14 protein-coding genes and 1 tRNA gene are annotated in these 16,184 nt (G+C 71.3%); 7 read left to right on the plus strand and 8 right to left on the minus strand.

Annotated features, from left to right (window positions below; genetic code table 11):
• Positions 1–55: 55 nt before the first annotated feature.
• Entirely contained in the window at positions 56–2,575 is a 2,520-nt protein-coding gene (locus QIS96_RS36850; RefSeq protein ID WP_282547246.1) for an ABC transporter permease, read from the minus strand.
• Positions 2,576–2,633: 58 nt separating this feature from the next.
• The gene (locus QIS96_RS36855; protein WP_282547247.1) at positions 2,634–3,404 is read right to left on the minus strand and encodes an ABC transporter ATP-binding protein; all 771 of its coding nucleotides are present in this window, start codon (positions 3,402–3,404) and stop codon (positions 2,634–2,636) included.
• A gap of 425 nt (positions 3,405–3,829) precedes the next feature.
• On the opposite strand from QIS96_RS36855, the gene QIS96_RS36860 reads away from it, so the two are divergent.
• A tRNA-Leu gene (locus QIS96_RS36860) sits at positions 3,830–3,912 on the plus strand.
• A gap of 49 nt (positions 3,913–3,961) precedes the next feature.
• Here QIS96_RS36860 and QIS96_RS36865 read toward each other — a convergent pair.
• Complete coding sequence (locus tag QIS96_RS36865) at positions 3,962–4,471, minus strand: carboxymuconolactone decarboxylase family protein (protein WP_282547248.1); 510 nt, start codon at positions 4,469–4,471, stop codon at positions 3,962–3,964.
• A gap of 115 nt (positions 4,472–4,586) precedes the next feature.
• Here QIS96_RS36865 and QIS96_RS36870 point away from each other — a divergent pair, with 115 nt between their 5' ends.
• The 3 genes from QIS96_RS36870 (at position 4,587) to QIS96_RS36880 (ending at position 6,998) form a co-directional block, all read left to right on the plus strand.
• Positions 4,587–5,573, plus strand: a complete 987-nt coding sequence (locus QIS96_RS36870) for a pirin family protein (protein WP_282547249.1) — start codon at positions 4,587–4,589, stop codon at positions 5,571–5,573.
• A 73-nt stretch (positions 5,574–5,646) separates the two neighbouring features.
• Positions 5,647–5,985 carry a GNAT family N-acetyltransferase gene (locus tag QIS96_RS36875; RefSeq protein ID WP_282547250.1) on the plus strand — a complete coding sequence of 113 codons (339 nt, stop codon included), beginning with the start codon at positions 5,647–5,649 and terminating at the stop codon, positions 5,983–5,985.
• A gap of 128 nt (positions 5,986–6,113) precedes the next feature.
• Positions 6,114–6,998 (plus strand): Bax inhibitor-1/YccA family protein, encoded by an 885-nt coding sequence (locus QIS96_RS36880; RefSeq protein WP_282547251.1) that lies wholly within the window; start codon positions 6,114–6,116, stop codon positions 6,996–6,998.
• Positions 6,999–7,080: 82 nt separating this feature from the next.
• Here the strand turns inward: QIS96_RS36880 and QIS96_RS36885 are convergent, their stop codons facing one another.
• Complete coding sequence (locus QIS96_RS36885; RefSeq protein WP_282547252.1) at positions 7,081–7,311, minus strand: DUF4287 domain-containing protein; 231 nt, start codon at positions 7,309–7,311, stop codon at positions 7,081–7,083.
• A 98-nt stretch (positions 7,312–7,409) separates the two neighbouring features.
• Here QIS96_RS36885 and QIS96_RS36890 point away from each other — a divergent pair, with 98 nt between their 5' ends.
• On the plus strand, positions 7,410–7,721 hold the full coding sequence (locus QIS96_RS36890) for a hypothetical protein (protein ID WP_282547253.1): 312 nt from the start codon (positions 7,410–7,412) through the stop codon (positions 7,719–7,721).
• Between the two features lie 38 nt (positions 7,722–7,759).
• Here the strand turns inward: QIS96_RS36890 and QIS96_RS36895 are convergent, their stop codons facing one another.
• From QIS96_RS36895 to QIS96_RS36905, 3 genes are all read right to left on the minus strand, one after another.
• Positions 7,760–8,614, minus strand: coding sequence for a hypothetical protein (locus tag QIS96_RS36895; RefSeq protein WP_282547259.1), 855 nt, complete (start codon positions 8,612–8,614; stop codon positions 7,760–7,762).
• A 307-nt stretch (positions 8,615–8,921) separates the two neighbouring features.
• Complete coding sequence (locus tag QIS96_RS36900) at positions 8,922–10,142, minus strand: acetyl-CoA C-acetyltransferase (protein WP_282547254.1); 1,221 nt, start codon at positions 10,140–10,142, stop codon at positions 8,922–8,924.
• 65 nt (positions 10,143–10,207) lie between these two features.
• Complete coding sequence (locus tag QIS96_RS36905; protein WP_282547255.1) at positions 10,208–11,335, minus strand: SGNH/GDSL hydrolase family protein; 1,128 nt, start codon at positions 11,333–11,335, stop codon at positions 10,208–10,210.
• Between the two features lie 156 nt (positions 11,336–11,491).
• On the opposite strand from QIS96_RS36905, the gene QIS96_RS36910 reads away from it, so the two are divergent.
• The gene (locus QIS96_RS36910; RefSeq protein ID WP_282547256.1) at positions 11,492–12,886 is read left to right on the plus strand and encodes a cystathionine beta-synthase; all 1,395 of its coding nucleotides are present in this window, start codon (positions 11,492–11,494) and stop codon (positions 12,884–12,886) included.
• Between the two features lie 58 nt (positions 12,887–12,944).
• Here the strand turns inward: QIS96_RS36910 and QIS96_RS36915 are convergent, their stop codons facing one another.
• The gene (locus QIS96_RS36915) at positions 12,945–14,030 is read right to left on the minus strand and encodes a polysaccharide deacetylase family protein (RefSeq protein WP_282547257.1); all 1,086 of its coding nucleotides are present in this window, start codon (positions 14,028–14,030) and stop codon (positions 12,945–12,947) included.
• A 23-nt stretch (positions 14,031–14,053) separates the two neighbouring features.
• Between QIS96_RS36915 and QIS96_RS36920 the strand changes: the two genes are divergently transcribed.
• Positions 14,054–15,691 carry a putative glycoside hydrolase gene (locus QIS96_RS36920; protein WP_282547258.1) on the plus strand — a complete coding sequence of 546 codons (1,638 nt, stop codon included), beginning with the start codon at positions 14,054–14,056 and terminating at the stop codon, positions 15,689–15,691.
• The last annotated feature ends 493 nt before the right edge of the window (positions 15,692–16,184 follow it).

Below are 16,184 nucleotides of genomic sequence, written 5' to 3' on the forward strand. Positions count from 1 at the left end.
GCCCCTCCGGCGTTTGAGGAGCGGGGTCTGGGGCGGAGCCCCACCCCGCCCCCCTCTACTCCGCCTTGATGGCGCCCAGCATGTTCAAGCGGGCCGCGCGCCGCGCAGGCCACAGCGCGGCCAGGACTCCGACCGCCGCCGCGAGCGCGAGGAAGAGCCCCATGCGGCCCCACGGCAGGACCAGCTCGTACGTCGCGAGGGACGAGCCGATCAGCTTCCCGGCCGCCCAGCCGAAGAACACGCCGAGCCCGATCCCGAGGACCCCGCCGAAGAGCGAGATCACCAGGGACTCCATGCGCACCATCCGCTTGACGCCCCTGCGGTCGAGGCCGATGGCGCGCAGCATCCCGATCTCCTGGGAGCGCTCGAAGACCGACATCGCCAGGGTGTTGATCACGCCGAGCACGGCCACGATGACGGCCATGGCGAGCAGCCCGTAGAGCATGTTCAGCATCAGCGTGAACATCTGGGCGATGCCGTTGGAGATGTCCTGCTTGTCCTCGACGGCGATCGCCGGGTTGTCGCCGAGGGCCGCGCGGATCGAGTCCTTGGCCGCGGGCGTCGCGCCGTCCGCCGTCTTCACCATCACCTGCATGTCGGTGATCTGCCGTTGGTGCGGGGCGAGTTGGTCCTTGTCGAGCATGATGCCGCGCATCATCTCGTTGCCCTGGTAGACGCCGGCGACCCGCAGCTCGCCCTTCCTGCCGTCCTCGTACGCGACGCGGAACTCCGAGCCGGTCTTCCAGCCGTACCGCTGCGCGGTGTCGCTGTCGACGACGACCTTGCCGCCGCCGAGGCCGTCCCACGAGCCCTGCTCGAAGTCGAGCGAGGCGAGCGAGCCGATGGTCTGCGCGTCGACGCCCGTCAGGTACTCCTGCTCACCGTCGACCAGCGCGGGCGAGTTGCGCAGCGGGCTGGTGGCGGTGACGCCGTCGAGGTCCGCGAGCTTCTTCTCGACGTCGGGGGAGAGGGTGTTGAAGTTCTGCATCGAGACGACGTAGTCGGCCTTGACGGAGTCCGTGGCCATCTTGTCGATGGCCTTCTGCACGCTGCCCGCGATCACCGTCATGCCGGTGATCAGGGTGAGCCCGATCATCAGCGCCGACGCGGTCGCGGCCGTACGGCGCGGGTTGCGCACCGAGTTCTGCCGGGCGAGCTTCCCGGAGACCCCGAAGAGCCGCAGGAGCGGGGCGGCGGCCGCGATGATCGGCCGGGAGAGCAGCGGCGTGAGGACGAAGACGCCGATGAGGAGCAGCGCGGCGCCCAGGCCCATCGGCAGCTTGCCGCCGTCGCCCATCCGCGTCCCGGCGAGCACGGCGGCGACGCCCGCGCCGGAGAAGAGCGCACCGATGGTGTTGCGTACGACGAGGGACCTGGTGGTCGCCGTGGCGTGCACGCTGTTCATCGCGGCGACCGGCGGGATCTTCGCGGCGCGGCGGCCCGGCAGCCAGGCGGCGAGCATCGTCACCACGACGCCCACGACCAGCGAGGCGATCACCGTGGACGGCGCGACCACGAGCGGCCCGTCCGGCACGCTGCCGCCGAAGGAGCCCATCAGGGAGCGCAGGCCCGCACCGATGCCGACGCCCGCGGCGAGGCCGACCACGGCCGCGACCGCGCCGACGACGAACGCCTCGATGAGCACGGACCGCGTGACCTGGCGGCGGGATGCGCCCACCGCGCGCATCAGGGCCAGCTCCTTGGTGCGCTGGGCGACCAGCATCGTGAAGGTGTTGGCGATGATGAAGACGCCGACGAAGAGCGAGATCCCGGCGAAGGCGAGCATGCCGGTCTGCATGCCGCTCATCCCGTCCTCGATCTGCCGCGCCTGCTCGTCGGCGAGCTCGGTCCCGGTGGTGGCCTCGGCGCTCTTCGGCAGCACCTTCTCGACCTCGGCCTTGAGCGCGGCCTGGCCGGTGCCGGGCGCGGCCCGTACGTCGATCTCGCTGAACTCGCCGGGCTTGCCGTACAGCTGCTGCGCGGTCGCGGTGTCGAAGAGGGCGAGGCTGCCGCCGGCGGCGACGTTGCCGTCGTCGGTGGTGAAGATGCCGGAGACCTTCGGCGTGCGTACGGGCCCGTCGACGGACATCCGCACGGTGTCGCCGACCTGGAACCCGGCGCGCTCCGCGGTCTTCGCGTCGAGCGCGATCTCGTCCGCGCCGGACGGGGCGCGGCCGTCCTTCATCGGGTATCGGGGGTCGTCGGCGCCGTAGTAGTTGGCGCCGGTCGTGGACCAGCCCTCGCCGATCAGCTTGCCGTCCTTGTCGGCGAGCGCGGCGAAGCCGGAGACGCTGCCGGTCGCGGAGGCGGCGCCGGGCACGCTCGCGGCCCGGTCGAGCAGCTCCTGGCTCAGCCGGGGCTCGGCGCCGGGCTCGGCGTCCGCGCCCTTCTTCGGCTGTACGGCGACGTCGACGTGCTCGAAGCCCTTGGCGGAGCTCTTCTGGAACGCGTCGGAGACGGTGTCGGTGAAGACCAGGGTGCCGGAGACGAAGGCCACGCCGAGAAGGACGGCGAGCACGGTCATCAGCAGCCGGGCCTTGTGCGCGAGCACATTGCGCAAGGCGGTACGGAACATGGTTCCTGAAGTCCTGTTCTGGAAGTCAGAGGCAGTCAGTGGCGGTGGCTGCTGCGGCTCAGTTGGTCCGGCCCTTGGCGTCGAAGCGCTTCATGCGATCCAGTACGGACTCGGCGGTCGGCTCGTGCAGCTCGTCGACGATGCGTCCGTCGGCGAGGAAGACGACGCGGTCGGCGTACCCGGCGGCCACCGGGTCGTGCGTGACCATGACGACGGTCTGGCCCAACTCCCGTACGGAGTTGCGCAGGAAGCCAAGGACCTCGGCGCCGGAGCGGGAGTCCAGGTTTCCGGTCGGCTCGTCGCCGAAGATGATGTCGGGCTTCGAGGCGAGGGCGCGGGCCACGGCCACGCGCTGCTGCTGGCCGCCGGAGAGCTCGCCGGGCCGGTGCCCGAGCCGCCCGGACAGGCCGACCATCCCGATCACCTGCTCGACCCACTGCTTGTCCGGCTTCCGCCCGGCGATGTCCATGGGCAGCGTGATGTTCTCGTACGCGGTGAGGGTGGGGAGCAGGTTGAACGCCTGGAAGATGAAGCCGATCTTGTCCCGGCGGAGCCTGGTCAGCTGTTTGTCCTTCAGGGAGCCCAGCTCGGTGTCGCCGATGCGGACGGAGCCGGAGCTGAACGAGTCGAGCCCGGCGACGCAGTGCATCAGGGTCGACTTGCCGGAGCCGGACGGGCCCATGATCGCGGTGAACTCGGCCTGCCGGAAGTCGACGGTGACCCGGTCGAGGGCGACCACCTGGGTCTCGCCCTGGCCGTAGACCTTGGTCAGCTCGGTGGCACGCGCGGCTACTGCGGTCGCCTGCTGAGCGACGGGTGTGGTGGTCACGGGGAGGGGCTCCTGTCGGCACGACGTCAACTTCCGGTCTCCATCGTGCTTGCGGATCCGCGACCGGAAGTCAGCCCCAGCTCTCGTTCGCCGCTTCCTCTTCAGGCTGACCGGAGGGGCCCGGCGTCATACCTGGGGAGGAGCCCCGACCCTGACGTGGACCGCCCGTCAGCCGCACGCGGACGGCCGTTCACCCCCGCGTGGAGCGCCGCTCACCCGCGCGCGGGGCGACAGAATCCCGTCATTTAGCTGCCGCCCCCGTGCGCCTGCGCAGGGCCGTTCCGTAAGCGCGGAACACCCCTGAAGAGCGCTGACGGACCCTCAGACGTCAATAAAACAAGACAACATCGGGCTGTAGTTCGGCCGTTCGGGGGACGCCTCCCGATAGGCTCAGGAGACCCCGCACGACGCGGAGTCCACGGTCTGCCCGGATGGTGGAATGCAGACACGGCGAGCTTAAACCTCGCTGCCCCTCGGGGGCGTACCGGTTCAAATCCGGTTCCGGGCACCTCTCCTCGCCTCCCCCCCTCGCGGCGCGCGCCGCCCCCTGCGGCTCCTCAGCGGGCCCGTACGGGATGGGCGCTCAGGATCGACACCCGGTTGAACGCGTTGATGGTGACGGCCACCCAGATCACGGCCGAGATCTGCTCGTCGGTGAACACAGCGCGTGCGGCGGCGTACGCGCTGTCCCGCAGGGCCAGGTCCGACGGCGTGGTCGTGGACTCGGCGAGGGCGAGCGCCGCGCGCTCCTCGGGCGTGAACAGCTCGGTGTCCCGCCAGGCGGCGAGCGTGCCGAGCCGCTGCTGGGTCTCGCCCGCGCGCAGGGCCGCCCTGGTGTGCACGTCGAGGCAGTAGGCGCAGCCGTTGATCTGCGAGGCCCGCAGGTCGATCAGCTCCACCAAGCGGCGCTCCAGGCCGGCCTCGGCCGCGACGGTCCGCACCGCCTCGGCCGTCTGCACCAGCGCGCGGTACGCCGTGGGGCTCTGCTTGTCGATGAGGACCCGCCTGTCGGGGTGGGGCCGCTCGCCGCTCTGGACGTGCCTGTCAGTGTGGACGTGCTCGCTCAAGGCGAGGCTCCTTCGGGTCGCCCGGCCGGCGGGGTGGGTGTGTACGTTCCGGTGGCGCCGACCTATGATCACCGGTAGAAGTTGAATATAGAACAACTTTGGATGGTGGTCCACGGTGAGCAATGTCGAGACGAAACCCATGGAACTGCGCTGCGGAGCCGCCGTGGACGGTGCGCACCCGGCCGACGCCCGCGTGGAGGTCCTGACCGCACGCGACGTCCCCCTGGGCGGCCCCCGCGCCATGACCGTACGCCGCACGCTCCCGCAGCGCGCCCGCACGCTCATCGGCGCCTGGTGCTTCGCCGACCACTACGGCCCCGACGACGTCGCCGCGACCGGCGGCATGGACGTCGCCCCGCACCCGCACATCGGCCTGCAGACCGTGAGCTGGCTGTTCAGCGGCGAGATCGAGCACCGCGACAGCCTCGGCAGCCACGCCTTCGTACGGCCCGGCGAGCTGAACCTGATGACCGGCGGGCACGGCATCTGCCACTCGGAGACCTCCACGCCGGGCACCACCGTCCTGCACGGCGTCCAGCTCTGGGTCGCCCTGCCCGAGCAACACCGGGACGCCGCACGGGACTTCCAGCACCACGTGCCCGAGCCGGTCCGGGTCGACGGCGCCGAGCTCCGCGTCTTCCTCGGCGCGCTCGCCGGGCAGGAGTCGCCGGTGCGCACCTTCACGCCGCTGCTCGGCGCCGAGCTGGTCCTCGACCCGGGCGCGACGGTCACGCTCGCCGTCGACCCCGCCTTCGAGCACGGCCTCCTGGTCGACCGAGGCGAGGTGCGCCTGGCCGACACCGCCGTGCGCCGGGCCGAGATGGGGTACGCGCACCCCGGCGTGGCCGCGCTGACCCTGACGAACACCTCGGACGCGGCCGCCCGCGCGATCCTGCTCGGCGGCCCGCCCTTCGACGAGGAGATCGTCATGTGGTGGAACTTCATCGGCCGCAGCCACGACGACATCGCGCGCGCCCGCGAGGACTGGGAGAACGCCACCGACCGCTTCGGCGCCGTCGAGGGCTACCCGGGCGAGCGGCTGCCCGCGCCCGCCCTCCCGAACGCCGTGATCATGCCGCGCAAGAACCCGCCGCGCGCCTGACCCCCGTACGTCCCAGCCCGTACGCCCGAACCCGTACGCCCGAACCCGTACGCCTGAACCCCTGGAGGACCCCATGACCGAGACCGAGGCCGGGCCCGTCGTCCGCCGTGTGGACGCCGAGCAGCACTACGAGATCGTCGTCGACGGCGTGCGCGCCGGGCTCACCGCCTACCGCGACCACGGTGACCAGCGCGTCTTCTACCACACCGAGATCGACGACGCCTTCGCCGGACAGGGCCTGGCCGGACGCCTGGTCCAGGAGGCGCTCACCGACGTGCGGGCCGCCGGCAAGCGGATCGTGCCCGTCTGCCCGTACGTGGCGAAGTTCCTCACCAAGCACGACGAGTTCGGGGACATCGCCGACCCGGTCACCCGCGAGATCCGGGTCTGGCTGCGGGAACAGCTGGGCTGAAGCCCGGCGTTCTCCACAGAGATGAGGGAAAGATCCTCCCGGAGCACTAGGGTGCATCTTTTGCTTACGCATTACCCTTGTCGTACGGCCGCGCACGCGGCCGGTCGTGATTGGCGTTGAGGAGTGAAATGAGGAGCAGCAACCCGGTCTTCTCGCGACGGGGGTTCAGCCGCGACAACGGCTACGCGGGCTTCGGCTCGGCGCCGCAGGCCGGGGGCCCCGCCGTCGGTGCACAGGGCAACCCGTACGCGGGCGGCAACCCGTACGCCCAGGCGCCGACGAACCCGTACGCGCAGAACCCCTACGTGCAGCAGGACGTCCAGTACGGCGCCCCGCAGGCCCCGGTCAGCACCGGCAACAAGATGACGATGGACGACGTCGTCATGCGGACGGGCATCACGCTCGGCCTGGTGATCGCCGGCGCCACCGTCGCCTGGGTGATGAACGTCGGCCTCGGCATCGCCATCGGCGCCGCGCTGATCGCGATGGTGCTCGGCCTCGTGCAGTCCTTCAAGCGCAAGGCCAACCCCGCGCTGATCCTGTCGTACGCCGCCTTCGAGGGCGTCTTCCTCGGCGCGATCAGCAACTACATCAACACCTACGTCGCGGACGGCGCGGCCATGCAGGCCGTGCTCGGCACGATGGCCGTCTTCGTGACGATGCTGGTGCTCTACAAGACCCGCATCATCCGCGTCACCCAGCGCTTCACGCGCTTCCTGATGATCGCCGCCACGGCGTTCCTGGTCCTGACCGCCGTGAACCTGCTGTTCGCGGTCTTCGGCGGCGGTGACGGCCTCGGCTTCCGCAGCGGCGGCCTCGGCATCGTCTTCGGCATCGTCGGCATCCTGCTCGGCGCGTTCTTCCTCGCCCTGGACTTCAAGCAGGTCGAGGACGGCATCGCGTACGGCGCTCCGCGTGAGGAGTCCTGGCTGGCCGCGTTCGGTCTGACCATGACCCTGGTGTGGATCTACCTGGAGATGCTGCGGCTGATCTCGATCCTGAACAGCGACTGACGTCCCGTCCCGTCGCAAGCGAAGGGCCCGCGAAGCATGTGCTTCGCGGGCCCTTCGGCGTCGTGGGCGAGCCGCCGCGGACTCACTTCAGTCTGCGCGCGGCCCTCCTCATGTCGTGCTCGTGGACGATCGCCTTGGCGTGACCGTACGCGAGGTCGTACTCGGCGCGGAGCCAGCTCACCTTCTCGTCGAAGCGGAGGAAGGACGGGCCCTCGTCGATCTTGCGAAGCCACTCGGCGACTTCGCGACCGGTGCAATGAGGGATGCGGGAGAGCAGATTGCGGTGGGTCTCCTCGGAGAAGACTAGGGACATCGGCGCCTCCGGACGCTGTCGATGCGAGTCCTTCACGTCACCGTGCCTGAGTGTCCGAGCGTTGGCAACAGGCCTGTGCGGGCGCATAGGGTCGCAGGGTGCTTGATACGACGCCTCTGACGGATGCCGTGGACCAGTTCGCCGACCGCCTGCGGGCCGCCCCGGAGAGCCGCCTCCAGCGCGTCGCCGCGGCCGAAGCCCGGTCCCTCGCCAGGGAGTTGGCGGTGCGCGCGCAGACCATCGAGGACCCCTCGACCGAACCGCGGGAGATGCCCGACGCGGGCCTGTTCGCGGTCTCCGACCAAGTCACCGTCGCGGGGCGCGACTTGGCCCTCGTGTTGACGGACGAGGCGCAGCTCACGGAAGCAGTCGACCTGGTGCGGGAAGCACAGAAGCGCGCCGGCGTGTGAACACCGGCGCGCTTCGGGGCCTAGGGGTCCCTGCGGGGTCAGGCGGAGGCTATGACGCGGTCCGCCAGGATGTAGACGTTCTCCTCGCCGCAACCGAAGGTCAGCGTGTACGCGCCGGAGACTCCGGAGCCGCCGAGCAGCACCGGGGTGTCGCCCGCCTGCAGGGCCTCGGCCAGACGCTCCGCGGTCTCGCGGTGACCCGGGGTCATGCACAGGGTCGTGCCGTCGGCGAAGACGTACACGTCCAGGGTGCCGAGCGGGCCGGGGCGGACGTCGGAGAGCGCGGTGCGGTCCTGGGCGAGCTCCTCCAGGCAGCGCAGCGTGTACTCGTGGTCGCCGGTGGCGGCGCCGTCGCGGACCTGCTGGACGGGCACGAAGTCGGGGTGCGAGGGGTGGCGGCGGCGGGCCGCGGCCAGCTCGGGGGAGTCCTCGGGGAACTCGTCGGTGGCGGCCGGCTCCTCGGCGGGCTCGGCGAGCTCGTGCTGCAGCTCGCGCTCAAGACCGACGAAGTCGGACTGGCGGGGCAGGAACAGCTCCTCGGCCAGGTGCGGCGGCAGGCCGCCGAGCAGCGACGGGGCGTCGGCCGCGTCGCGGGCCTCCTGCGCGGCCCAGAAGGCGCGCGCCTCGGCCAGCTCGCGCTCCCGCTCCTCGGCGAGGGCTTCGGCGACGGCGGCCCGGATCGCGTCGGCGCCCTGGGCGGGCACGACGGGATCGGCGGCGTCGCGGGCGTGCGGCACGGCGTCGAGAAGAGGGCGCTGGGCCAGGCTCGTGGCGAGCTCGGTACGCAGCGCGGAGATCTCGACGAGCTGCTTCCGGAGGCCACGCACGGTGTGCAGTGCGGCAGCTCCCACGGCCGTCGAGGCGGCGGTGGCGAGCAGCAGGGCAAGAGTCATGGCGCTCACTGACGTACTCCCGGTTTCAAGTCGACCCCCGACTTACTACAACAGCTTGTCGGAGACGGCTGAGGGCTGTCAGTGCATTAGGTCACGAAACGGACAGGTCTTTCTACCCGCAGTTTTTACCCCCAACCCTCTGACCTGCGAAAAGGCTACTCCCCCGGGATGTATGTCACATCCTGGGGGAGGTTGTGTCACGGCCAGGACTCGGGGGGTTACGCGGGGTGCACGAGACGCGCGAGTCGTCCCTCGCGCGCCCGGTGCGCGCCCCCTCGAGTCAGGAGTGACGTACGGGGCCTGAGGGTCAGCTGAGGCGCTCGATGACCATGGCCATGCCCTGGCCGCCGCCGACGCACATGGTCTCCAGGCCGAACTGCTTGTCGTGGAACTGGAGCGAGTTGATCAGCGTGCCGGTGATGCGGGCGCCGGTCATGCCGAAGGGGTGGCCGACGGCGATGGCGCCGCCGTTGACGTTCAGCTTGTCCTCGTCGATGCCGAGGTCGCGGGCGGACGGGATGACCTGGGCGGCGAAGGCCTCGTTGATCTCGAACAGGTCGATGTCGGAGACGCCGAGCCCGGCGCGCTTGAGGGCCTGCTTCGACGCCTCGACCGGGCCGAGGCCCATGATCTCGGGGGAGAGGCCGGAGACGCCGGTGGAGACGACGCGGGCGAGCGGGGTCAGGCCGAGCTCGCGGGCCTTGGTGTCGGACATGACGACGAGGGCGGCGGCGCCGTCGTTCAGCGGGCAGCAGTTGCCGGCCGTGACCAGGCCGTCGGGGCGGAAGACGGGCTTGAGGCCCGAGACGCCCTCCAGGGTGACGCCGGCGCGCGGGCCGTCGTCCTTGCTGACCACGGTGCCGTCGGGGGTGGTGACGGGGGTGATCTCGCGCTCCCAGAAGCCGTTCTTGATGGCTTCCTCGGCGCGGTTCTGCGAGCGCACGCCGAAGGCGTCCATGTCCTCGCGGGTGATGCCCTTCAGGCGGGCGAGGTTCTCGGCGGTCTGGCCCATCGCGATGTACGCGTCCGGCACGAGGCCGTCCTCGCGCGGGTCGTGCCAGCTGGTGCCCTCCTGCTCGGCGACCGCGGCGGTACGGGCCTCGGCCTCGGCGAAGAGCGGGTTGTGCGTGTCCGGCAGCGAGTCCGAGTTGCCCTTGGTGAAGCGGGACACCATCTCGACGCCGGCCGAGATGAAGACGTCGCCCTCGCCGGCCTTGATGGCGTGCAGCGCCATGCGGGTCGTCTGCAGGGACGAGGAGCAGTAGCGGGTGATCGTGCAGCCGGGCAGGTGGTCCATGCCCATCTGCACGGCGACGATGCGGCCGAGGTTGTTGCCCTGCTCGCCGCCGGGCAGGCCGCAGCCGAGCATCAGGTCGTCGACGTCGCGCGGGTCGAGCTCGGGGACCTTGGCGAGGGCGGCCTGGACGATCGTCGCGGTCAGGTCGTCCGGCCGGAGGTCCTTCAGGGAGCCCTTGAAGGCGCGGCCGATGGGGGAGCGGGCGGTGGAGACGATCACGGCTTCAGGCACGAGGGGGCTCCCTACTGGGGTTTGGGCAGGACCGTGAGGGAAGTTACCTGCACGTAGAGCCAAGGTCATCGCTCTTGCCGTGTGACACCCGCCTCTTTTCTAAGCGCTTGCTCAGGGTTTGTGGGCTCGGTGGGCTCCGATGCGGGCCGGGACTCCGCGGCCGCGGCCTCCTCGTGGCCGTTGCCCGCGCGCTCCGGGGCGTGGATGCGCCGCCGCCTGCGGTGCTTGAGGAGAGCCCACGGGCCCCGAGGTCCGGTCGGCATCGCGGCCGTGACCTCCGTACCGCCCTCGGACGCCGCCTCCGCCGCCGCGCGTGCGACCGGCAGGAAGCCCTCGTCGCGGAAGGCGTCCGGGCGCTCCTCCTCCGGCCAGAGGCCGACCGCCGCGCAGACCGTGGGCAGCACCGCCATCGCCGCCGTCGCGTACCCCTCGGCCGACGGGTGGTAGTTGTCCGGGCCGAACAGCTCGCGCGGGTTGGCCGTGAACTCCGGGCCGAGCAGATCGCCGAGCGAGACCGTACGGCCGCCCTGCTCGACCACGCCGATGGTCTGGGCGGCGGCCAGCTGGCGCGAGACGCGGCGGGCCAGCCAGCGCAGCGGCTGGTAGACCTGCTCGACCGAGCCCAGGTCGGGGCAGGTGCCGACGACCACCTCGGCGCCCGCGGTGCGCAGCCGCCGCACCGCCGCGGCGAGACAGCGGACCGAGCGGGTCGGGGGCATCCGGTGCGTGACGTCGTTGGCGCCGATCATGATCACGCATACGTCGGGCACGGCCGAGGAGTTGGCGAGCAGTAGCGTGACCTGCCGGGCCAGGTCGTCGGACTGCGCCCCCGGCAGCGCCACGTTCCGCAGCAGCACCGGGCGCTCCGCCACCGCCGCGAGGCCCTGGGCGATGAGCGCGCCCGGGGTCTGCCCGGAGCGGTGCACGCCCTGGCCCGCGGCGGTGGAGTCGCCGAGCAGGGTGAGGCGCAGCGGGGAGCGGGTGTCCCCGGGTTCGAGGAACGCTCTGCCGTACAGGCCGTCGGCGTTGGGCGGCTGCACCGGATCGGCGCCCGGGGCCGTGCCCACCTGCCGTTTCGCCAGCTGCACCTCGGTCAGGAGCACCCCGACCGCCGCCGCGCCCAGAAGTCCGACTCCGCCGCCGCCGTACGCGGCGCCCGCGGCGATCCGCCGCGCCACCCTTGCCCTCGACATGGACCGAAGCCACCTCCTTGTAGCGCCGTACATCAACTCCTTGCCCGGTACGCACCGTCGGTCAATCTCCGACCTGGCGAGGCTCTCGGACCACAGCGCCGGACAGCCCAATTCCACTTAGGCTGGCGGCATTCCTAGGGAGAACCGGAGACCACGGTGCAATTCCACGACTCGATGATCAGTCTCGTCGGCAACACCCCGCTGCTGAGGCTCAACAACGTGACCGCCGGCATCAAGGCGACCGTCCTGGCCAAGGTCGAGTACTTCAACCCGGGCGGCTCCGTGAAGGACCGCATCGCGCTGCGCATGATCGAGGCGGCCGAGGCGAGCGGCGCGCTCAAGCCCGGCGGCACGATCGTCGAGCCGACCAGCGGCAACACGGGGGTCGGCCTCGCGATCGTGGCGCAGCAGAAGGGCTACAAGTGCATCTTCGTCTGCCCGGACAAGGTCTCCACGGACAAGATCAACGTGCTGCGGGCGTACGGCGCGGAGGTCGTCGTCTGCCCGACGGCCGTCGACCCCGAGCACCCCGACTCGTACTACAACGTCTCTGACCGGCTCGTCCGTGAGACGCCCGGCGCCTGGAAGCCGGACCAGTACTCCAACCCCGACAACCCGCGCTCGCACTACGAGACCACCGGGCCCGAGCTGTGGGAGCAGACGGAGGGGAAGATCACCCACTTCGTGGCGGGCATCGGCACGGGCGGCACGATCTCCGGCACCGGCCGCTACCTGAAGGAGGTCAGCGAGGGCCGCGTCCGGATCGTCGGCGCCGACCCCGAGGGCTCCGTGTACTCCGGGGGCTCCGGGCGGCCGTACCTCGTCGAGGGCGTCGGGGAGGACTTCTGGCCGAGCGCGTACGACCGGAACGTGACGGACGAGATCGTCGCCGTCTCGGACAAGGACTCCTTCCAGATGACCCGGCGGCTCGCCAGGGAGGAGGGCCTGCTCGTCGGCGGCTCCTGCGGCATGGCGGTCGTGGCGGCCCTGAAGGTGGCGGAGGGGCTCGGTCCGGACGACGTGGTCGTGGTGCTGCTCCCGGACTCCGGGCGCGGGTACCTCTCGAAGATCTTCAACGACGAGTGGATGAACGACTACGGCTTCCTCGAGCAGCCCGGTGACGAGCCGCGGGTCGGCGACGTCCTTGAGCACAAGGAGGGCGCGATCCCCAAGCTGGTGCACATGCACCCGGAGGAGACCGTCGGCGAGGCCATCGACGTGCTGCGCGAGTACGGCGTCTCGCAGATGCCGATCGTGAAGCCGGGCGCGGGCCACCCGGACGTGATGGCCGCGGAGGTCATCGGCTCCGTCGTCGAACGCGAGCTGCTCGACGCGCTGTTCACGCAGCGCGCCTCGCTCGCCGACCCGCTGGAGAAGCACATGTCGGCGCCGCTGCCGCAGGTCGGCTCGGGCGAGCCGGTGGCCGACCTGATGTCGGTGCTCTCCGCGACGAGCGGCGCGGACGCGGCGATCGTCCTGGTCGAGGGCAAGCCGACGGGTGTGGTGAGCCGGCAGGACCTGCTCTCGTTCCTGGCCCGCGAGAAGAAGTGACAGGCGGGGGCGGGCGGTTCGGGCGTACGGCCCGCACGTCCCGCCCCCACCCGGGGGGTCAGTACGGGCGAAGCTTGCCTCCCGGCTGCTTCCCGGGCTTCGCCGACGTGTCCTTCGGATAGGAGACGCGGTCCGGATCGCCGTCGGAGGTGTAGCGGGCGACCGCGCCGTCGGCGAGCTGATCGAGCCAGTGCGCGGAACCGTACTGCGCGTCCTGGCCCTTGAGCGGCGCCGAGCGGATGCGCGGGATGCCCGCCGGGTCGAAGGAGGCCGCGTACGGGGAGGGCGCGGGCCCGGCCCCGACGAGGTAGACGCCCCGGTTCTCGTACGCCGTCCCGCCCGCGCTCCCGGACAGCGCCACGGACGCGGGCGCGGGCTGGATGCCGAACGGCAGTGCCAGGGAGGCCACTTCGGCGCCGGGGACATCGCGCAGGATGGACTCCTGACCCTCGGCGATCTGCCGCCGTGCCCCGTCGGCGCCGCTCCCGGCGAGATCGGCGTGGTCGCGGGTGTGGTTGCCTATCTCGAAGCCGTTCTCGTGCAGCCAGGCCAGCGCGGTCTTGTGCCCGGTGGCGGAGAAGGCGCCGCCGTTGACGAAGAAGGTCGCGCGGGCCTTGAAGTCCGGGTGTTCGCGGGCCACTTCGCGCAGGATGCCGACCGCGCAGTCGTCGACCGGCTCCCCGTCGGCGCCGAGGCGGAGCTGGCTGTCGGTGGAGTCGTCGAAGGTGAGCACGACGGGGTGGGTGCCCGCGGGGATGTCCATGGTCCCCGCCGCGTAGTCGCCGGCGGTCACCGGCACGTACTTCTCCCGGGCCAGCCGCTCCAGTTCGGCACGGAAGGCCTCCGGGGTCCGGTCGTACACGCTGCTCGGCTTCTCGACGATCTGGTGGTACATCAGCACCGGCACGGCGGCGAGCTCGTTCGCCCCGACCTTCTCCGGCGCCGGAGGTTTAGCCGGCTGAGGGCTCCGGGACTGGTGTCCCGGCGTCGCGGAGCGGGAACCCTGCAGTTCATCGGCGGACTTCGCGGCCCCGGCGCCGTCCTGCGGCGCATCTTTCCCGGCCTCTTCGCAGGAGACCGTCACGGCGGCAAGAACCAACAGCGACACGGCAGTTGTGCCATTACGGAGAAGACGACGACGCACGAGACCTCCTGAAGGGTGTGCTTATGCGGCTCGACCGGACGAACTGGCTCCCCTCCCTCTCCCCCCGCGATTCCGCTCCCTCCTCCGGTCGTTTCCCGCGCAGACGGGTCGCCACCCTCGCCTGCGGGCTGCTCGCGCTGGTTCTGGTGATCGGCGGCACCTTCATCGCCCGCGCCGCGGGCCGCCCCGAGCTGCGCCTCGACGGCCTGGCAAGGGACGGAAGGGTCAACGCGGAGGCCCTGCGCAAGGGCGGATTCGCGGTCACCGCAGCAGGCGACGGAAAGCTGGACGGGATACGGGTCACCGTCGACGGCAAGCCCCTGCGGGCGCGTACGGACGGCCGCGCGCTCTCTGTGCGGTGGGGTGCGCTCAAGGACGGGGAACACGAACTGCGCGTGACGAAGCCCGGATCGGTGTTCACCGAAGCGACCGAGGTCGTGCGCAGGCTCACCGTGGACACGACCGCGCCCCGTATCGAGGTGGCCGACACGGAGGCCGACACGCTCAGGGGGCCCGTCACCGTCGAGGGCAGGGCGCCCGGGGCGAGGGAGGTGACGGTCGCGGGCCACAAGGCGCGGATGGACCAGGACGGTTCCTTCGCCGCCCGGCTCCCGCGCCCGCCCGCGCACGCCACGGTCACCGCGACCGACGCCGCGGGGAACACCGCCCGGCAGAAGGCGCTCGTCACCGTGCGGCGTCCGCTGCTGAAAGCCGTACACGTCAGCTCCCAGGGCTGGGCCTCCGACCGGCTGCGCGAGCCCGTGATGAGGCTCCTGAAGCAGAAGAAGATCAACGCCGTACAGCTCGACATCAAGGACGAGTTGGGCGAGATCGGCTACGACTCGAAGGTGCCGCTCGCCAAGAGCATCGGCGCGGCCAAGGGCTACTACGACGCGAAGAAGGCCGTCAAGGAGATCCACGAGGCGGGCGGCACGGTCGTCGGCCGCATCGTCGCCTTCCGCGACCCGATCCTCGCCTCGAAGTCCTGGAAGTCCGGGGACCGCGACCGCGTCGTGCAGACCCCCGGCGGCGGCCCCTACGACGGCGGCAGCTACGGCGATCTCTCGTTCACCAACTTCGCGAACAAGGAAGTGCGGCAGTACCACCTCGACCTGGCGGAGGAGGCCGCGAAGCTGGGCTTCGACGACATCCTCTACGACTACATACGCCGCCCCGACGGCCCGCTGAGCAAGATGTCCTTCCCCGGCCTGGGCGACACCACGCCCGAGCAGTCCATCACCGACATGGTCGCCGAGACCCGCCCCGTCGCCCGCGAGCACGGCGCGTTCCTGGGCGTCTCGGTGTTCGGCATCGCCGTCACCCGCCCCAAGGAGATCGCCCAGGACGTCGGCGCACTGGCCCAGGTGTCCGACTACATCGCGCCGATGATCTACCCCTCGCACTGGGCGCCGGGCGAGTACGGCGTCTCGGACCCCAACTCCCAGCCGTACCCGATCACCAAGAAGTCCCTCGCGGACTTCGTGAAGGAGACGAAGCACACCGACGCCGCGATCGTCCCCTGGATCCAGGACTTCTCCCTCGGCGTCAGCTACGGCGACGCGGAGGTGCGGGCCCAGATCGACGCGGCCCGGTCCGACGGCATCGAGGGCTTCCTCCTGTGGAACCCGGGCGTCCGCTACCACGGGGGTGCGCTTGACTGACCTGTACGGAGCTGTACGGACCTGTACGGGCCGAATGTCCGCCCCCACGCGCGGGGTTGGGGGAATCGGTACGGGGGCGACACGTGGGCGCAGCACTCGCTTAACACGGGTCCGGCACCTTGGTGGGTGTCGGCGCGCAGGACTCCTCCGGAGCGGCTCCCGGACCTCCTGAACGCCCCGGACGCGGATGCCGCGTCCCCCCGCAGGGACCACCGTCGTCCCGCCCCTCGGCCCCAGCCGGGGGTGCGGTGGCCCCTGCGGGCCTTTCAGCCCCGCCCCCCGCCCGGAACTACCGCCCCGCACCCCGCCCGGAACTACCGCCCCGCCCCCCGCTTCGGGGCTGCGCCCCCGGTCCCCGCCGCGGGGCTCCGCCCCGGTCCCCGTTCCGGATCCCCACCCCGCCCCTTCCCGAAAGACTGCCGTCGGCACGGGGGCCAGCCCCCGGACCCCCTCCCCCAAGCTCTCGGCTTCGCTCGAGCAGGGGGGACCCCCA

This window comes from Streptomyces cavernicola, assembly GCF_029968035.1.
Lineage (GTDB): Bacteria > Actinomycetota > Actinomycetes > Streptomycetales > Streptomycetaceae > Streptomyces > Streptomyces cavernicola.

Coding starts and splice junctions, on each gene's coding strand:
- QIS96_RS36850 (WP_282547246.1), bottom strand. CDS start 2,575: ATGTTCCGTACCGCCTTGCGCAATGTGCTCGCGCACAAGGCCCGGCTG.
- QIS96_RS36885 (WP_282547252.1), bottom strand. CDS start 7,311: ATGTCCCTAGTCTTCTCCGAGGAGACCCACCGCAATCTGCTCTCCCGC.
- QIS96_RS36920 (WP_282547258.1), top strand. CDS start 14,054: ATGCGGCTCGACCGGACGAACTGGCTCCCCTCCCTCTCCCCCCGCGAT.
- QIS96_RS36880 (WP_282547251.1), top strand. CDS start 6,114: ATGAGGAGCAGCAACCCGGTCTTCTCGCGACGGGGGTTCAGCCGCGAC.
- QIS96_RS36895 (WP_282547259.1), bottom strand. CDS start 8,614: ATGACTCTTGCCCTGCTGCTCGCCACCGCCGCCTCGACGGCCGTGGGA.
- QIS96_RS36875 (WP_282547250.1), top strand. CDS start 5,647: ATGACCGAGACCGAGGCCGGGCCCGTCGTCCGCCGTGTGGACGCCGAG.
- QIS96_RS36905 (WP_282547255.1), bottom strand. CDS start 11,335: ATGTCGAGGGCAAGGGTGGCGCGGCGGATCGCCGCGGGCGCCGCGTAC.